The organism is Granulicella mallensis (assembly GCF_014203225.1).
Lineage (GTDB): Bacteria > Acidobacteriota > Terriglobia > Terriglobales > Acidobacteriaceae > Granulicella > Granulicella mallensis_A.
Genome location: NZ_JACHIO010000023.1, coordinates 26,504 through 43,954 on the forward strand (window position 1 = coordinate 26,504; position 17,451 = coordinate 43,954).

Genomic DNA, 17,451 nt, shown 5'->3' on the forward strand with positions numbered 1-17,451 from the left:
TGCGTACGCGGCCTGTGTACTTAAAAGAATAACGAGTATCTAGTTATGAATTTGACGAAGGCATAGCCGACAAGGCCTCAGCTCGACTGGCGATCTCACGTCCGGCAGGTGTATCCAATGGAATTGGATTCGGAGCGCGGCATCGAGGACACGAAAGCACTGGGGCAACAGCACTGTAGAGCTTCGCTGTATTCCGTGCTCCTGGCCCGAAAAACCACTGTCTACCGCGAATGTAGGGCATGGAGACGGTATAGCAATTACGACAGATATACGGCTCTTTCACCTGCCGTTCAGGGTTTCGGAAGGCAAAGATCAGCGCGAGTATCCAACCGATGACCGTCCATCCCAGGAATAGATTGGCGAGAAAGATTCTCCCTGCCCCTGAACGGTGCCGAAACAAGGCCACCCAGGTAGGAAGAAAAGTTAAAACGACCACCGAGATTAAATATGGAACAAAGAGGATCTGCTTCAGCGGAGAAAGCGGATGCGAGTACGGAGGAATGTGAGTCTGTCCCGTCAGCAAGAACATGCCAGCCCCTTCTTGATGCTCCCTTCTTAAAGTATCGGAGTTTTCTTGCTAGAGGGAAGGCTGCTGCTTCTTGTGGAGTCTCCCGAATCGGCCTGCGCAGGCGATGTCTACATTCCTATCTTTACTCCAGTCAACGGGTTGGCACAGCTAACACCTGCGATAGAAGCCAGTGAAATAATTCGGGCTCTGCGTAGGCCTTGTCCCAGATCTCGTGCCCTGCCCCTGGATATTCTGTATATCGAAAATCCGAGTGAGACTCTTTGAGAGCCACGGCCATCTGCCGAGACTCTTCTACCGATACAACCGGATCGGCGCTGCCGTGGAAGAACCACACAGGGGTCTTGCCGATACGGCGAGCGGTTTCGGCATAGGGATCTGCAATGGCAGGATCAGCCGCTACTGACACGCGTGCATCGGGCACTTTAGGCGGGCCATGAATCCCTCCGCAGATAGGAACGAAGGCCGCAAATCGCCCCGGATATTGGGCCGCCATCTCCCAGACACCAAATCCTCCCATCGAAATCCCCGTGAGATAGATGCGTGTTCTATCGCCATGAAACTCATGAACAGAAGCATCCAGCTCGGCCAGAACCATCTTCTGCATAGCCGGAACTACCCACTTCTTATCCTTGCCACACTGTGGCATCACAACGATAAAAGGAAAGCGGTCCCGGTCGATGCGGATGGCATGCGCTATACCGAAGTCGCCCGGCTGTAAGCCGTCGTCGCCACGCTGACTTACCGAGTGCAAAAACAGAATCACCGGCCATGATTTCTTTTTATCGAAGTCAGCCGGAAGATAGACCTGATATCGATAGGTTTGCCCATCTATATTGATGGACCTATCCAGAAAACCGGTGTCCCCTTTCGCAAATGCGAAAGGAGACACCGCAAACAAAACGGCAGCGACAACGGCAACTCGGAGTCCAGAGAGAGTCATTACTGAGCATCCATCACACAGCGGAAGCCCACTGTGCCTGCACGATCTTCGCTGGGAGCCATGAGCAGAAACTTCCCATGAGAATCGTTTTTGTAGGCCTGCGGGAAGTACCAGATAGATCCGCCCGGCTGATAGTAGCTGCCACCGCGAAGCACTGCGGCACGCGTGTGGTCGTCCTGGTATTCATCGGTCCACTGCCAGACGTTGCCCACCATGTCCTGAATTCCGAACGGACTTGCCCCATGGGGGTGAGCACCTACAACATCCGGAGAAGTAAGAGAACGTCCCGTGTCAGGAGTCGGCACTGCTTCGGCGTTCCAGGAGTTTCCCCACGGATATCTCCTATCGTCGGTTCCCTGTGCCGCGTACTGCCACTCCCACTCATGCGGAAGCCGTTTGCCCGCCCAGGTTGCATAGGCACGCGCATCTTCGAGCGAAACCCATGTGACGGGCTTGTCCGCCCAATCCCTGGGATAGGTTCCCTTCTCCCAGTCGCGCAGGAAGTTTTTAGCATCCGCCGGCTTGTAATGGGTGGCGTCCATAAACTTTTTGAACTGCGCGTTTGTCACGAGGTTCGTGTCCATCCAGAAAGACTTCACGTTCATCACGTGATCGTGATATCTGCGCGGCGAAGGCTCCCAGGGATACTGAAAGTCCACACCCACGTCATCGCGCCCTTCGATCTCAATGCCGTCGACCCGGAATCGATAGGACACCGCGGGAATCTTGGTCATGGCCGCTGGGGCGTCCGATGCGGGCTTTGTTGCCGCAATCTCTACCAGTGTTTGCGGCAGGAAGTTCCATTCAGCGCTGTAGCTCTCAAGCGGCTTCTGCGTCATCTCCTTCATCTTCGACAGCAGGCTCTGCTCACTCGCACTCAGCACGCCATTTACCTGCAGCACAGCTCCGAAGCCATGAGGTCCAACATCGAACGACAGTACAGCATCTTTGCCTTCCATCCTCGGCGTCAGCTCCACACCCTGATACACGTCATAAAATTTGGCTCCGGAGGGCGCGTCCTTTACACGCAGCAGCTCTCCCTGCATGGCATAGTCGCTGCGATTCACCAATGTCCAGGCAGCGCTTGTCTTCAGCGGCCAGTAGCTGGCAAAGAGTCCACGGCTTTCGGTGGGGTAATAAGGCTGCCAATCCTCACTTACCAGGAACGGTGCAAGCCCCCGCTCCATCGTAGCCATACGACGAATGGCCTCACCATCATGTGGAGTAATGCCGTTCCAGATGCCCCAGACATTTTCCCAGCTCTCAAACCCAACTCCATTGAAGAAAGCAGCCTGCAGATAATCGGTCTTGTTGTGGCTCCAGCGAGCACTTACATTCACCATGGAACGCGGCTCCAGCCACTTGCTGCGGCTCACATCCGGCGCATACGGGTACAACCAGTAGCCCCAGGACATCGTGTTCCAGGCAAGCATCTCGTCGTGTCCTGGAAAGGCTTCGGGCTCTAATGCCAGAGGGTGCCCGATCTTGATAGCCGCATCATTAAAGGCCTTCGGGAGGCCGTCCATCGTATCGCCATTCACTCCGTCCGCATCGATCTCTTTCATCATCTCCGCAGTGGCGGTCCAATTGGGTTTTCCTTCATCGCGCGTGCCCTGATCCCACACCATTACGGGAAAGAACACCTTAACGCCGCGACGATGAAAATCGGCGACCATCTGCTTTACAGCGGGGATGCCACCCGGCATATCGCGGATGAGATCGTACTGATTGCGATCGTCGATGCCGATGTTCGTATAGGTATGCCAGATGAGCACGGCATCAATGCCTCCATAGCGTTTCTCGGTGTCGTCAAGGTAGCGATCGACCGTGTACTTGCCAGCCGCGACATCGTAGAAGTATCGATCTTCCATCATCATCTGCGGTTGGATAAAGCTGGACTGCGTCCACTGGAGCGCAGGCAGATCGTACATATCGCTGCTGTAGCCCATGCGGATATGCCGGTTCGTGCGCCATCCACGCAGCTCCGACAACCATGTCTGATAGCCCTGTGGAGAGCAAGTCTGCGTCCCTCCAATCAGCAGCTTTCCCACATCGTTACAGTCCGGTGCGGTAATGCCTTCGGTGGTTAGTTTGAGGTGCGGATAGTCGATCTGCGCGTGCATTCCAAGGGAGCACGCACAGCAGATTGCGGCCGCAACTGCTTTAGTTCCGAACGATAACTTTTGCATTGTTTCCCCCAGTAGGTTCCTCGTTATGTCGGCTGCTCCGACGTTTCGTTAAATCGCTCCACGACGCCATGACTTCATCCCAGGTTGCCAGCGATGGTTGCGCCCCCGCTCGTGTCACAGAGATAGCTGCTGAGACGCTTGCAAATTCGGCACTTTTGACTGGTTCATATCCCTTCATCAGGCCGACAGCAAACGCAGCATTGAAGGCATCACCGGCAGCCGTGGTATCTATGGCGCGCACGGCATGGGCTGCGATGCGATGCGTAATCCGGTCTTCGCCAGCCAGTACGGAGCCAAGTGCGCCACGCTTCAAAATGACCCCGTGAGCCCCCGCTTTGAAGAGCATGTTCACCAACTCCTCTTCCGTAGTCGCACCCTTGGCGTAGAACTGCGCCTCGGTTTCATTCGGGGTCATCCAGGTGACGCCATGAAGCGTCTCTGCCGGAAGAGTCTGCGCTGGTGCCGGGTCGAGGATGAGCGGCACATTCATCTCAGCGCACATCTCCGAAAGACACAAAACAGTCTCAACTGGAATCTCCAACTGCGTGAGAACAGCCCCTGCGGTGCGAAGAATCTCGGACTTACTCCTCAGCAGATCCGGGGTAACATGCAGGTTTGCTCCAGCCGTAACAACAATACTGTTCTCTCCGGCATCGTCGACAAAGATGCTGGCGATTCCCGTAGCATCGTCGACATCACCCACGCTCGTCATGTCGACGCCTTCCTTCGAAAGATGCTCACGCATCTCTTTTCCGAAGGCATCTCGACCAACCATGCCGATCATCTTGACTACACCTCCGAGCCGCGCGATACCCACCGCCTGGTTTGCGCCCTTTCCTCCAGGATGTGTTTGAAAGCCGTACCCAAAGATTGTTTCCCCGGCACGTGGAATGCGAGGCACTCTCGAAACCAGGTCGATGTTGATACTGCCCACGACAACAATGGGGCGCGAGTCGCTTTGCATTGATTTCTCCAGAGCGTCAATTGTGAGCGAAGAGGGGCGCTGCTGCGATTGCCCCGAGGCCGAGAAGGAAGAAAAGAAACATGAAACCCAAAAGCATCTTGATGCGAGAAGAAGTCCCCGCAAACTCACGCCAGACAAAGACGCCCCACGCTGCGGAGACCATCGTTGCCCCCTGTCCGATGGAGTACGAAACCGCCGGTCCGACAAAGTGTGTACGAGAGGCCACGAAGTTAAAGATCGCTCCTGTGCACCAGATCACACCGCCCAGGATGCCCCAGAGATGCCAGCTCTTTGGCGCGCTAAGGAAGCCGGAGAAATCAACCGCCGCCTGCCCGTCGATGGGTTTCCTCATGAGCAGGTAGTTTGTTGGAATCGCACAAAGTGCAACGCCAACAACGAAGAAAAACGCTACCGCGTAGGGTCCGGATGCGCCAGGGGTAAACATCGCCTTCGAGACAAACGGATAGAAGCTCCCCATCAATACGCCGGAGAGAAGGCTGAGAAGAATCCCCTTGGTCCCAGCGCTCTTCCTGCTCTTCTCCCGCAGCCTGTAAGCCATCGCATCCATAACAATAGCTGCAACGACAAAAGCGATTCCGCCAAAGAGTAACAGAGGATTTCCCGCCGGATTGATGACATAGTTGCTGATCGCGCCAATCACCAGGGCCAACCCAATCCCCACCGGAAAAGCCACAGCCAGCCCCGCGATATCGATAGCCGCAACGAGCAGCAGGTTCGCCAGATTGAAGATGACTCCGCCCAGCAGCGCCATGCCAAGGTGGTAAGGATGCACCTGTTTTAAATCGGCTAGAAAGGCTACGCCCACCTGACCTGTGCTTCCAAGGGTGAGCCCCCAAAGGACAGCTCCGACAAGAAGCCCGACGACATAATCCCAATAAAACAGTTGAAAGCGATAGCCGGGACAAAGCTTCATGGTGTTGGCCCACGAACCCCAGCAACTCATGCTCACCAGCATGAAGAATAAGGTGCTTGCATAGATCTCTGGTTGATACACAAGGTCTCCATTCGGTACAGCGGCACGAGCCAGTCACCTGGCCCGTGCGGTGAATTGAATTAGAAAGCCAACTTCACGGCCAACTGAACGATACGCGCCTCTCGAGCACCGGTCGCCGCACCGAAAGGAACGCCGCTACGTGTACCGGTCTTGGTCTGATACGTCTGGGCCCCGTTCCATTGCGTGTGATTCAACGCATTGAAAGCATCCGCGCGGAACTCAGCATGGAAGCGGTTGAAGATAGGAAATGTCTTTGCCAAGGATAAGTCCAGATTATTCTGCCCTGGGCCGCGAATCGTACCGAGCCCAGAGTTGCCGCGTATTCCGACTACAGGAATGGAGAAGGCTGCGATATTGAACTGATTGAAGAAGTTCTTTTGTCCATGGCCTATGTTCGGGCTTCCGGAGACGAACAATTCATCCGTACCTGCATGGTCCTGAGCACTGGTAGCGTCGTTGATGATGGTAAGAGCATCGCCGGATTCAATGGTGCCAATGGCAGACAAACGCCAGTCGCTCAGCACTTCGCGAAGCGGCGGATACCAGGTCTTTCCGTAGACGGGAGACAGAATTCCGCTATAGACGAACCTGTGGCGATGCGAGAGCGTGCTCTCACCCCGGTTGTATACCTCCGGATATTGGAAGCCGTTGAACCCTCCCTCACCATTCGCCGCCAGGGTATTGACAGTGGGATAGTCCGAGACAGTCTTGCCCCACGTGTAGTTACTCAGGATCTGGAAGCCATGCGTGAACTGGTGTTGAAATTGCACGACCGCGGCGTTGTAGAACGAATTGAGATTTGGGCGTTGAACATAGATATCGCCGAACCTTCCGGCATTATTGGGTCGCGCGGCATCGAAGGCATTCTGCGTCGGCCAGTTCAGGCGATAGGCCGGCAGATTTTCGTTTACGTAGTTCGATCCCTTGCGGCCCTGCGCTCCAAGGTAGGAGAGCGTGATGGTATCGCGCGGGGTAAGCTGATGCTGCACGTCCAGCATGAAACGCTGGTAGTACGGCAATGGGGTCGACTTCTGGTCGTAGTAGTAGACCGTCGATAGCTCTCCGTCACCGAAATAGCCCTGACCAGCGCCAGTGCTCACGGGATAGCTGCCGGGTGTAAGCGGTGGCGAAGTCTGAAAGATATTCGAGAGGTTCAGCACAGGCGTATCGCTGAGCGCTCCTTGTGTCACGTTCGTAATTTCATTGCCGCTGAAGTACCCGGGTACGCCGTTCAGCGCGTTTCCTACTTCGGTGGAGATCTGCGTCGCGCCTACGTCATAAAAGATCGCATACCCGGCGCGAACGACCGTGTCCTTATCCAGGTTGTACGCGATGCTCAGGCGTGGGGCGAAGTCCTTCTTCGGGGTAGAAAGATAGTGCTGAGGCACCCCCTGTGCAATGCCGGGCAGCTTCAATACTCCGCCGTCGACAGTCGGCTGATAGATCGCGCAGCATAGGTTATTGTTCGCGTACAACGGCACGGAGAGATCATAGCGCAGGCCTACATTCATGGTGAGCCGGGGCGACAGCGTGATCTTGTCGTTGATATAAAAACCGATATAGGGGAGCGTCACGTCGAGTTCCGGCGAGGTGGCATCCCCTCCGGTGAAGTCATAGCGCTGATGAATCAGCTCCGGCAACCCCATAGCCAGGTCGGCCATCGCATCTCCCCCCGCATACTGCTCCAAGGCTCCGCCGGTGCTGAACTTCTGCTGAAACTCCACATAGCGGGCGAAGTCCCAGTCGAACTCACCTTTGCGGAAGTAGTTTCCACCAAAGGCAAGCGCGTGGCGTCCCTTCGTCCAGCTCACATTGTCGGAGAACTGCAGCACCTTGTTCTCAGCGCGGAACACCTGGTTGAAGCCTGGGCTTGCATAGTTATCGACCTCCATTTGGAGCACGCCTCGTGTAGTCCCTGAACCGGTATTCTGGAACACCTTGTTCAAGGGATTCGCATCACTGTTCAGATAGGCGATCTGACTCGGATCGACAGTCTGCAAGGCCGAGTCACCGATACCGAAGATGAATTCGTTCACCAGAGAGGGAGTAAACGTGTGGGCATAGTTCACCGTCGTGAGATAGGCGAAATCATCAACGTCCGAGATGTAAAGCTGTGACGGCGGCAGGTTCCCCGTATTGTCGTTGGTGCCGTGCGACTTGGAGTAGGTGACAAAGACATTGTCCTTGGCCGTGAGATTGAAGTCGAAGCGGGTGTCGAAGTGGTACACCGAAAAGCCGAGCTTCTGTGTCGTGACATAGTTCGGCTGGTAAGAAGGCACACCAGCAATATTCGGCAAAGGATACAGCGCCATCAAAGCCGCCGACCCAGGATCGAAGACAGGAGCTCCATCCGGCCTCGTGGCAAGGTCGAGGCGGTTGTTAGGAATAGCAGGACGACTGCTGACACCATCACCGTTGTAGGTCGTATAGAACGGGTTATAAAGCTGCAGTGGGCTGCTTCCACCGAGAAGTTCGCTGAAATCTCCGGTGCGCTCCCCGGCCGAAGGCACATTCTGGTAAACCTGCTGGTTCCCATCGCTTTCAATAAAGTTCTCGTAGTTTGCAAAGAAGAAGATCTTCTTCTGGAACCATGGCAGGATCTTCGGGATGTAGACAGGACCGCCTACGCCTCCCCCAAACTGATTGCGCCGCAGCGTGGGTGCAATGGGATTGGAGTTACCACTGTAAGCAGCAAAGGCCTTGGTGAAGGGATTGACCGCGTTGAAAGCATCGTTCTCGATAAAGTCATACGCTTCCCCATGAAAGGTCGACGTACCGCCCTTGGTCTGCATGCTGAGCGTTGAATAATCATGTCCATTCGCGGCTGAAAAATCGGCAACCTGCAAGGTTCCCGTGCTGAGCGCTTCGACGGAAGGCTCATAGCTCAGGCTGGTTTCGTAGTTGTCCGTGATGTTTACACCGTTGACGTAGAAGCCGTTGTCGCGCGAACCCTGGACAAGACCTCCCGAGGTAAACGCCACGCCGCCCGAGGCGAACTGTGCGCCGACAGAAAAAGTCCCCCCTGGATTCAGGTTTGCCTGAGGCTGTGTCGACACACCCGGCGAGAGCGCGGCAACCGAGGTGAAGTTACGGCCGTTGAGCGGAAGCTGTTCGAACTGCTTCTCCGAAAGGTTCGTGTCGAGGCTTACCTGCCCGGTCTCCATCACTGCGGTTGAGCTATCGACCGAGACTTCTTCTGTCTGTGCGCCGATCTGGAGCTTCAAATCGAACCGCGCATTGGTTCCCAGGTTCACCGCAATCACTGTCGATTTCGCAACAGCAAACCCAGCATGCGACGCCGCAACCTGGTAGGTGCCTGCGGTGATCTCCGAAAAACTGTAGTGCCCGGCACTGTCCGAAAGAGTCTCTTTGGTCGTCTTCTGTTCGAGTGCGAACAGCGTGACCTTCGCTCCGGGGAGGGCAGCTCCTGTCGAATCGGTTACGACGCCTTCGACGCCACCACGTTGCGCAAACTGTCCCAGACACATCGCAGGCAGCATGCAAATTGTCACCACAAACATCCAAACCAACCACCGTGTGAGTTTATGCACCGGAGACCTCCAAAGTTTCTTGAAACGTTTCAAATCGGAACGTGGATGCTTATAGTCAAAATGATTCAGAGATGTCAAGGTATTTTTTTGAGGCTGAATGGGCAGCGTATCTAAAGACGATTCCTCTCTTCTCCCCAAGACGGCCACAACGGGCACTGATCTAAAATCGATTCTGGAACAAAATGAAGCTTTTCAAACAGGTGCCGCATGCCCACCATGAATGAGATCGCGCGGCTCGCCGAAGTTTCACTCGGCACCGTTTCGAACGTCCTGAACAACTCCGCCAAAGTACGCGAACCCCTGCGCCGCAGGGTGATGGACGCCGTGGCAGCGCTGGGTTATGAGCCAAGCGAACTGGCTCGCGGATTGCGCCGCGACAAGACAAACATGATCGGCATGATCATCCCGGACATCACGAACCCCTTTTTTCCGGCGGTCGTACGGGGCGCGGAAGACGCTGCCTTCGGCAGCGGCTATCGATTGGTGCTGTGCAATGCGGACAACAACCAGTCCAAAGAAATTGCCTACATGACCCAGCTGCGAACGTATCTGCCGACCGGCATCCTCGTGATTCCTTCGAACTTCAGCGAGATGACCATGCAGTTAGGCAGCTCCAAACGCAGCGGTCCCGTTATCGTTTGTCTCGATCGAATGCCCCGACACTGGAAGGGCGATACCGTTACCGTAGCGAACGAAGAGGGCGCCGTGCAGGCGACCCAACACCTGATCGATCTGGGCCATAAGCACATCGCTACCATCACAGGACCGCTGCATCTGAGCGGGGCACACGCACGGCTTATGGGATTTCGCCGCGCGCTCAAGCAGGCAGCCATCCAGGTCCCGATGGAGTATGTGCAGGAAAGCTCATTCGACAGGGCTGGCGGGTACTCCGCTGCGCTAGGCTTGCTACAGATGCAACCTCGCCCGACAGCTATCTTCGCGCAGAATGACATGATCGCAATGGGTGTAGCGATGGCCATTCGCGAACTGGGGCTCCTTTGCCCACGTGACGTCTCACTCGTCGGCTTTGACGGTCTCGATGTAACGGAGTTGATGGATCCTCCGCTGGCTTCCGTAATGCAGCCTGGCTATCAGCTTGGCGCGATGGGGATTCAACTGTTGCTGGAACGCGTCAAGGAACCAGACCGGCTGTTTAGGCACCACGTACTTCCCACAACGCTGCGGCTCGGAGCCTCCATTGGACCGCCCCCTCCGGTGCGTCCCGCCAAGAAGACCAGAAGCTCCGCCGCAACAAAATCGAAGAAATAGCCTGCGCCTTATGGAAGCACCTTCTTGCGCTTCACTCCTGCCTTGGCGCCTCCGAGTGCCTGTGTCAGTTCGGAGGCCTTTGCCACTACGAGCGATTTCCAGGACAACCTCCAGCGATGGGTCGGCATGGTCAGGGTGAGCGCACCAACGAGCTCTCCCCGTGCATTGAAGACCGGCGCGGAGATGCCCGACAGCTCCGGCAACCTTCCACCCACAGAAGTCGCATACCCCTGCCCTCGTACCTGTTCCGCGTTCTTGCCGCCGGCGCCCGAGAAGGCACGCAGAACCAGGCCGCCAGCTCCACGATCGAGCGGCAGTTCTTCCCCCAGAGTCACATGCTCGCGCAATGGCTGCGGCGAGTCGATCCAGAACTGACGCACACGATGTCCCTCTCGGCGAACATGCAGTGCGGCCGTCTCACGCGTTAGAGCTACCAGATCGCGCAGGACTGGCATCACCGCTGCCTGCAATCCGTCCGCAGCCTCATGAATCCCCTGCAAGCGAGCCACCTCAGGGCCTATCCGATAGGTAGCCTGCACCGTTCGGATCAGGAATCCCTTCCCTTCCAACGAATGCAACAGGCGCAGTGCGGTGCTCTTGTAAAGGCCCGTACGAGTAGCGAGTTCTGCGAGACTGAGCTCCGCATCCTCGGCTTGAAAGGCTGAAAGCAACGCAAGCACTCGATCGGCGGTTGAAGAGCCTCCCGTAGCTGAAACCGGAATCCGTGGCAAAGTAGCCTCCTTGACAGAGTGGCCGGAGTAAGCCGACACTCTTCGTGCATAACAGAACACCGTTCTATTTTATCAACTTTGACAGGCAGCGATGGTTCAGACGGAACGCGAAGTGGCGAAGGACACCGGGAGTTGGCGCGATGGGCTTTCCTATCGTGTCGGAGCATTACCCCTGCCTGTCTTTGTCCTGCTCTTCGCCGCCGTCGGAGCCCTGACGGCAGCCCATGCACTGACCACCGATGTCTCCATCATGATCGCCACTCTGACCGTTGGCGGCAGTCTGTGTGCCTGGCTCGGAGGGGTGATCCCTCAGGTTCGCCGCCTGGGCGGCCCGGCGATCACTGCGGCATTTCTTCCGTCTTACCTGCTCTACCGGCATTGGCTTCCGGCAAATCTGGTTGAGACCGTAACGGCGTTCACCAAGGGCACGAGCTTCATCTACCTGTACATCACAGCGATTATCGTGGGCAGTATCCTCGGCATGAACCGAAAGGTATTGCTGCAAGGCCTCGTTAAAATCCTCGTGCCCCTGCTGGCCGGATCATTGCTTGCGCTCCTGCTCGGCTCCCTTGCAGGTGCGGCACTGGGACTCCACATGTCCACAGTCATTCCCATGGTCCTCGTGCCGGTAATGGCCGGAGGAGTGGGTGAGGGCGCCATTCCACTGTCACTCGGTTATGCCGAAATCCAGCATGGCAATGCGGGTGAACTTCTTGCTCACATCCTGCCGGTAGTGCTCTTTGCAAACCTCGTAGCGATTGTTCTCGCCGGATGCCTGAACTCGCTTGGAAGCCGCTATCCCGCACTGACCGGCAATGGCGTATTGCAACCGGTCTCGAACTCCACGGCATTTCTATCGGCACCTCTCGAAGAGAAGTTCCCTTTGACGATCGGGCGCCTGTTTGCCGCCTCAGCATTCGGGATAGCCCTTTACCTGCTCGGTGTTCTCCTTCATGCGCTCATCGCCTTTCCAGCACCGGTCATGATGCTGATCCTGGCGGTTCTTCTTAAAGTTTCCAACCTGCTTCCCTCCTGGCTGGATCAAGCGGCAGCCACCGTAGGACGATTCTTCGCTGTGACCGTAACCTACCCACTCCTCTTCGCCGTTGCGGTCGCTCTGACGCCATGGTCGGCAGTGAAAGAAGCACTCCACCCCACGAACCTTCTGCTGATTACACTCATCGTGGTCACACTCACGGCAACGGGTTTCTTTGTCGGACGATGGATGCAGATGTTTCCCATCGAAACGGCACTCATCAATGCCTGCCACACCGGCTCCGGAGGTACAGGCGATGTCGCCATTCTCACCGCGGCAGAACGCCTTGAGCTAATGCCCTTTGCACAGATTGCGACGCGCATCGGCGGAGCTATTACGGTGACTCTTACCCTTCTCATCCTGCGAACACTCGCACACGGACGCTGACCATGTTTGAACGAATTGAATTTAGCGCCACTCCCAGCGGCCCCTTGAAGGGTGTTCGAATCATTGACCTGTCGCGTCTTGTGGCCGGCAATACGCTCACCATGACCCTCGGCGATCTCGGCGCCGACGTAATCAAGGTGGAACCGCTTGCTGGCGATACCCTGCGCGAATGGCGCGTCGCAAATATTGAAACAGCCTGGAAGACCTACAGCCGCAACAAGCGGAGTCTGTGCCTGGATCTGAGGCATCCAGACTCGCGCGATATTATGTTGCGCCTCATCGCGGGAGCGCACGTGATGGTGGAGAGCTTTCGCCCGGGCACCCTGGAGAGCATGGATCTTTCTCCCGAACTGCTTCTTGCGGTGAACCCTGCGCTCGTTCTGGCACGTATCTCCGGATGGGGCCAGACAGGCCCGTACGCTGACCGGCCCGGATTCGGAACGCTGGTCGAAGGGATGTCGGGATTTGCTTCGATGAATGGGTTCGCGGACCGCGAGCCTGTGCTGCCTCCCATCTATCTTGGAGACATGACGGCCGGTCTCTATGGTGCGATCGGCATTCTTGCCGCGCTACGCCACGTAGAGGTTACCGGAGGCCAGGGACAGGTAATCGATATTCCTTTGCTCGATCCGTTGTTCTCCATCCTTGGGCCGCAGGCTGCGAACTACCGTCTTACAGGCAAAGTAAAGCCACGCACAGGCAGCAGGTCTACAAACAGCGCGCCACGCGATGTCTATCGAACGGCGGACGGACATTGGATCTGCCTCTCTGCTTCAACCCAGAGCATGACAGAAAAGCTGTTCGGCGCCATTGGGCGTCCGGAACTCACTGCAGATCCGCGCTTCGCGACCAATTCACTACGGCTGAAGAATGTTGAGGCGCTGGATGAGATCGTTGCAGGTTATATAGGCAGCCTTACACAAAAAGACTGTCTTGAATTCTTTCAGCAGAATGGCATAACCGTCGGACCTGTCTACGATATGGCCGATATCGAACAGGACACCCACTTCCACGCCCGCCAGATTATCGTCGAGTTGCCCGATGCGGAGATGGGGACCATCCCCGTACACGCGATTTCTCCGCGACTCGCAAAGACGCCCGGAGGCTTTCACAGAGCCGCACCACATCTCGGGGCAGACACTCGAGATGTTCTGCGCGAGGTTGGATACGACAGGTCTGAGATCGAAGCTCTTGAGCTAAACAGCATTGTTAAACCACCGGAGAAATCCGATTAGGAGCCGGTATGATGCGCAGCAAATTATTTGTTCCTGCCGACCGTCCGGAGCTCTTCGAGAAGGCCTTGCGCTCAGGCGCCAACGCTATCTGCTTCGACCTGGAAGATGCTGTCATCGCTGGCCGAAAAGTTGAAGCCCGCGAAAATCTACGCTCGTTCTTTTATAAACATGTAGCTGATGGATATCCGCTTCTGCTCGTCCGAACAAACCCCGTTGGATCGTCCCATTTCCATCAGGATATAGAGTGCGCGCTGTGGCCCTCACTCTATGCGATTGCGCTTCCCAAGGTGGAACGGCTCGAAGATATAAGCGCTGCGGTATGCGAGATGGAACGAGTGGAACGCTTGCGCAATTTGCTCCCCCCTGTCCGAATTCTTCCCACCATCGAGTCGCCCCGAGGCCTGCGGATTGCAGCGGAGATCTCCATGAGTTCTCCGCGTGTACTGGGTCTGCAGATGGGCTTTGCCGATCTGATGGAACCACTGGGAATCGCTCCGGAGAATACGCTTGCACGTAACCAGGTCCGTCTTATGCTGCGTCTTGCGGCGGCAGAAGGCGGATTAAATTGCTACGACTCAGCCTTCCCCGATTTTAGAGATCCAGTTGGATATGTGAGCTCCCTTCAATCAGCACGGGCACTCGGATTTGCCGGAGCCAGTTGCATTCACCCTAGCCAGATCGCCGCCGCGAACCTTGCGTTTTCACCGACCGAAAAAGAACTCCTCTATGCCCAGCGCGTTGTGGATGCCGCCAGACAGGCAGCAGAGTCCGGGAATGCTGTTACATCGGTGGATGGCAAAATGATCGACGAACCATTTATCCAACGAGCGCGAGCACTTCTCAAATCTGTCGGTCGCTAAGATTAGTCATACAAAATTATTCTGCTGATTTCAAACCCGTCACAATCGTTGATATGTCAGCGCTTCGGCTTGTTCTTGCCTTTGAGATTGAGTGCCACAGCAGCGCGGATGAGATCCTTCAAGGCCGCCTCATCGATCTTGTCGCCTTCGTGAATGTCGATAGCTCGCCTGACATTTCCTTCAAGGCTGGAGTTGAACAGCCCTGAAGGGTCTTCCAACGCAGCGCCCTTGGCAAAGGTCAGTTTGACGGCGCTCTTGTACGTCTCTCCCGTGCAGATGATGCCACCGTGGGAAAAGACAGGCGTCCCCCTCCACTTCACCTCTTCGACAATCTCAGGGTCTGCCTTGTGAATGACTTCGCGCACCTTCGAGAGCGTCTTTCCGCGCCAGTCTCCGAGTTCCTTGATCTTTTCGTCGATGAATGCAGAGGCGGATTCCATCAGGACAGGCTCCTTTATGTTCAGTTCCAACTCTCGCAGCTATCTCGCTGCGCACAGCTTACGCTGCAACCGGTGGAACGTACAATCCGAAAGTCTGAGAACGTCAGTAAAAGCAGTGCGCTTCGGGTTGCCTGCACCATCCATCCCCATGGCTCGTCTGCATAACGACGAAGTGGATAAGGCGGCGCGCCTGGCTGCCCCAAAAAGTTATCGCATTTGTAGCGTGACTGGCCGGAGCTTCCGCCTAAGTCGCATCCAATGGATTGGGTCGTCAGAACTTGCAGGGCGGCATGCTGCGCCTCAAAACCATGCAGAAGGGGAATCCCTTGAAGGCAATATTTTTTGAGAAGTTCGGTACACGCGATGTCTTGCAGTTCGGCGACAGGCCAGAACCTGCACCTCAACAAAAGGAACTACTCATCGAGGTGCAACGGTCGAGCGTCAACTTCGTCGACATCCGGGAACGGCAAGGCACCTATAACCGCCCAGAGACACACGTCGGCGGCATCGAATTACCACACATCTCGGGCCTCCAGGCGGTGGGCACCGTCATTGCAGCTGGCTCTAAGGAAGACACGGCCTGGATTGGAAAGAAGGTGGTGGCGTACACGCCCAAAGGTGGTGGCTACGCTCAAAAAGTCGTCGCTGAAACCGGCTTCTGCGTTGAGATTCCTGAGTCGGCAAATGCCGATCTCTTTGCGGCTCTACCCAACCAGGGTCTTACTGCGTACCTCCTTTTGACGGCATCGACGCAGATTCAGCCCGGAGAATCGGTACTGGTTCAGGGTGCTTCAGGAGGCGTGGGGAGTCTCGCGGTTCAGATTGCGAAGATCCTTGGCGCAGGAACGGTCCTCGGAACAGCGAGTACAAGCGAAAAACTGGACTTCATCCGCAGCCTGGGCGCGGACGATGCGATCGACTACACGCGTGAGGATTGGACCAAGCGCGTCCTTGAGAACACCAGCGGGCGCGGGGTAGATGTGATTCTCGAGTCGATCGGCGGCGACATCTTCGAGCAGAACTTTGAATGCCTCGCACCCTTTGGCCGCCACATTATCTTCGGATCGACGCGCGGCCCCGGACAGCCCTTCGCGCCGCGCCGGCTCATGCAAAAGTCTCAAACGATGACGGGGTTTTATCTGCCGGTCTTCCTGGCTAAGCTTGAGTTGATCCGGGCAGGAATGGAGTTCCTGGTCAAGGCCACGCTGGAAGAGAAGCTGCGCCCTTCCATCGCTCGCATACTTCCATTGAGTCAAACAGCAGAAGCACATCGTCTCCTGGAAGACAGGGAAGTTCAAGGGACGATTCTTCTAGACACAAAATAAGGAGACAGCATGTCCCAGGATGAATCGACAGAGCTTCACGTGATACACGGAATGGCACAACTGGAGCCGGGTCTTCGTCTCCATTACGTCACAGCAGGAGAGGGAGACCGCACCATAGTTCTTCTGCACGGTTTTCCGCAGACCTGGTGGGAGTGGCGTCGCGTGATTCCGATCCTTGTAAAGGCGGGCTATCGCGTCATTGCGCCAGACTATCGAGGTGCCGGACACTCTTCACGACCCGCAGCAGGATACGACAAACGCACAATGGCAGGAGACATTCATCGCCTGTTGAGAGAGCATCTCCAGATCCAACAACCGGTGGCGATGGTAGGTCACGATATTGGACTAATGGTCGCTTATGCGTATGCGGAGAGGTTCCGCGAGGATGTCTCTCATCTTGTTGTGATGGACGCTCCGCTGCCGGGGACCGAGGTTTTTGACAGGCTTCGTGTTGACCCTCGCGTCTGGCACTTTGCCTTCCACGGTACGCGAGACGTTCCCGAGATGCTCGTCGCCGGCCGGGAGCGTCAGTAGCTGCAGCTCTTCTATAACGCGCGCATCTTCGATCCCTCTGCCATCAGCGAAGAAGATCTGGACATCTACGAGTCAGCGTATAGCGCTGCGGGAGCGATGCGTGCAGGCTTTGAACTCTACCGTGCCTTCGACCAGGATGCGCAGGAGAATCGGTCAGCGCTTGAACGAAACGGAAAGCTTAAAATTCCGATTCTCTCTATCTTCGGGGCAATCAGTAATACCGGCTCGGGCGTCGTAGAGATGATGCATGAAGTCGGCGAGGACATCACAGGTCTTGAAATCCCACGCGCTGCCCATTGGATCGCGGAAGAAAACCCGGAAAAATTCGGAGCAGCCCTACAGCAATTTCTGGATCGATAACGACCACGTCACGCGCTCCTATAAATCTGCTCTCGATTCGAGATGAGCCTACCGCTCCAGAACAATATTGACGGGAGTAAAAGAAC

15 protein-coding genes are annotated in these 17,451 nt (G+C 56.1%); 7 read left to right on the plus strand and 8 right to left on the minus strand.

Features of this window, described 5'->3' with window-relative positions:
* Positions 1–43: 43 nt before the first annotated feature.
* From HDF15_RS26490 to HDF15_RS21360, 6 genes are all read right to left on the minus strand, one after another.
* Positions 44–529: a superinfection immunity protein gene (locus tag HDF15_RS26490; protein ID WP_184259279.1), complete on the minus strand. Its 486-nt coding sequence runs from the start codon at positions 527–529 to the stop codon at positions 44–46.
* 130 nt (positions 530–659) lie between these two features.
* The gene (locus tag HDF15_RS21340) at positions 660–1,469 is read right to left on the minus strand and encodes a prolyl oligopeptidase family serine peptidase (RefSeq protein WP_184259281.1); all 810 of its coding nucleotides are present in this window, start codon (positions 1,467–1,469) and stop codon (positions 660–662) included.
* The gene (locus HDF15_RS21345; RefSeq protein WP_184259288.1) at positions 1,469–3,658 is read right to left on the minus strand and encodes an SUMF1/EgtB/PvdO family nonheme iron enzyme; all 2,190 of its coding nucleotides are present in this window, start codon (positions 3,656–3,658) and stop codon (positions 1,469–1,471) included. The genes HDF15_RS21340 and HDF15_RS21345 overlap by 1 nt, the downstream gene beginning before the upstream one ends.
* Positions 3,633–4,622 carry a ribokinase gene (gene rbsK / locus HDF15_RS21350; RefSeq protein WP_184259291.1) on the minus strand — a complete coding sequence of 330 codons (990 nt, stop codon included), beginning with the start codon at positions 4,620–4,622 and terminating at the stop codon, positions 3,633–3,635. Before rbsK ends, HDF15_RS21345 begins: the two co-directional genes overlap by 26 nt.
* 16 nt (positions 4,623–4,638) lie before the next feature.
* A complete protein-coding gene (locus tag HDF15_RS21355) occupies positions 4,639–5,637 on the minus strand; it encodes a GRP family sugar transporter (RefSeq protein ID WP_184259293.1) in 999 nt (332 codons plus the stop codon).
* A 59-nt stretch (positions 5,638–5,696) separates the two neighbouring features.
* The gene (locus tag HDF15_RS21360) at positions 5,697–9,149 is read right to left on the minus strand and encodes a carboxypeptidase regulatory-like domain-containing protein (RefSeq protein WP_184259295.1); all 3,453 of its coding nucleotides are present in this window, start codon (positions 9,147–9,149) and stop codon (positions 5,697–5,699) included.
* Positions 9,150–9,395: 246 nt separating this feature from the next.
* Here HDF15_RS21360 and HDF15_RS21365 point away from each other — a divergent pair, with 246 nt between their 5' ends.
* Positions 9,396–10,457 (plus strand): LacI family DNA-binding transcriptional regulator, encoded by a 1,062-nt coding sequence (locus tag HDF15_RS21365; RefSeq protein WP_014266298.1) that lies wholly within the window; start codon positions 9,396–9,398, stop codon positions 10,455–10,457.
* Between the two features lie 8 nt (positions 10,458–10,465).
* Here HDF15_RS21365 and HDF15_RS21370 read toward each other — a convergent pair whose 3' ends face one another.
* Entirely contained in the window at positions 10,466–11,188 is a 723-nt protein-coding gene (locus HDF15_RS21370) for an IclR family transcriptional regulator (protein WP_184259297.1), read from the minus strand.
* 91 nt (positions 11,189–11,279) lie between these two features.
* Here HDF15_RS21370 and HDF15_RS21375 point away from each other — a divergent pair, with 91 nt between their 5' ends.
* Genes HDF15_RS21375 through HDF15_RS21385 form a run of 3 tightly spaced genes read left to right on the plus strand, consistent with a single transcriptional unit; the run spans position 11,280 to position 14,706 of the window.
* Positions 11,280–12,611, plus strand: a complete 1,332-nt coding sequence (locus HDF15_RS21375; protein ID WP_184259299.1) for a 2-hydroxycarboxylate transporter family protein — start codon at positions 11,280–11,282, stop codon at positions 12,609–12,611.
* Positions 12,612–12,613: 2 nt separating this feature from the next.
* The gene (locus HDF15_RS21380) at positions 12,614–13,846 is read left to right on the plus strand and encodes a CaiB/BaiF CoA-transferase family protein (RefSeq protein ID WP_184259301.1); all 1,233 of its coding nucleotides are present in this window, start codon (positions 12,614–12,616) and stop codon (positions 13,844–13,846) included.
* Positions 13,847–13,854: 8 nt separating this feature from the next.
* On the plus strand, positions 13,855–14,706 hold the full coding sequence (locus tag HDF15_RS21385) for a CoA ester lyase (RefSeq protein WP_184259303.1): 852 nt from the start codon (positions 13,855–13,857) through the stop codon (positions 14,704–14,706).
* 56 nt (positions 14,707–14,762) lie between these two features.
* Here the strand turns inward: HDF15_RS21385 and HDF15_RS21390 are convergent, their stop codons facing one another.
* Positions 14,763–15,146 carry a DUF1801 domain-containing protein gene (locus HDF15_RS21390; protein WP_184259305.1) on the minus strand — a complete coding sequence of 128 codons (384 nt, stop codon included), beginning with the start codon at positions 15,144–15,146 and terminating at the stop codon, positions 14,763–14,765.
* A gap of 290 nt (positions 15,147–15,436) precedes the next feature.
* On the opposite strand from HDF15_RS21390, the gene HDF15_RS21395 reads away from it, so the two are divergent.
* From HDF15_RS21395 to HDF15_RS25585, 3 genes are all read left to right on the plus strand, one after another.
* Entirely contained in the window at positions 15,437–16,471 is a 1,035-nt protein-coding gene (locus HDF15_RS21395; RefSeq protein ID WP_184259307.1) for a zinc-binding dehydrogenase, read from the plus strand.
* A gap of 9 nt (positions 16,472–16,480) precedes the next feature.
* Positions 16,481–17,005 carry an alpha/beta fold hydrolase gene (locus HDF15_RS25580; protein WP_221314554.1) on the plus strand — a complete coding sequence of 175 codons (525 nt, stop codon included), beginning with the start codon at positions 16,481–16,483 and terminating at the stop codon, positions 17,003–17,005.
* A 96-nt stretch (positions 17,006–17,101) separates the two neighbouring features.
* On the plus strand, positions 17,102–17,365 hold the full coding sequence (locus tag HDF15_RS25585) for an alpha/beta fold hydrolase (protein WP_221314555.1): 264 nt from the start codon (positions 17,102–17,104) through the stop codon (positions 17,363–17,365).
* The last annotated feature ends 86 nt before the right edge of the window (positions 17,366–17,451 follow it).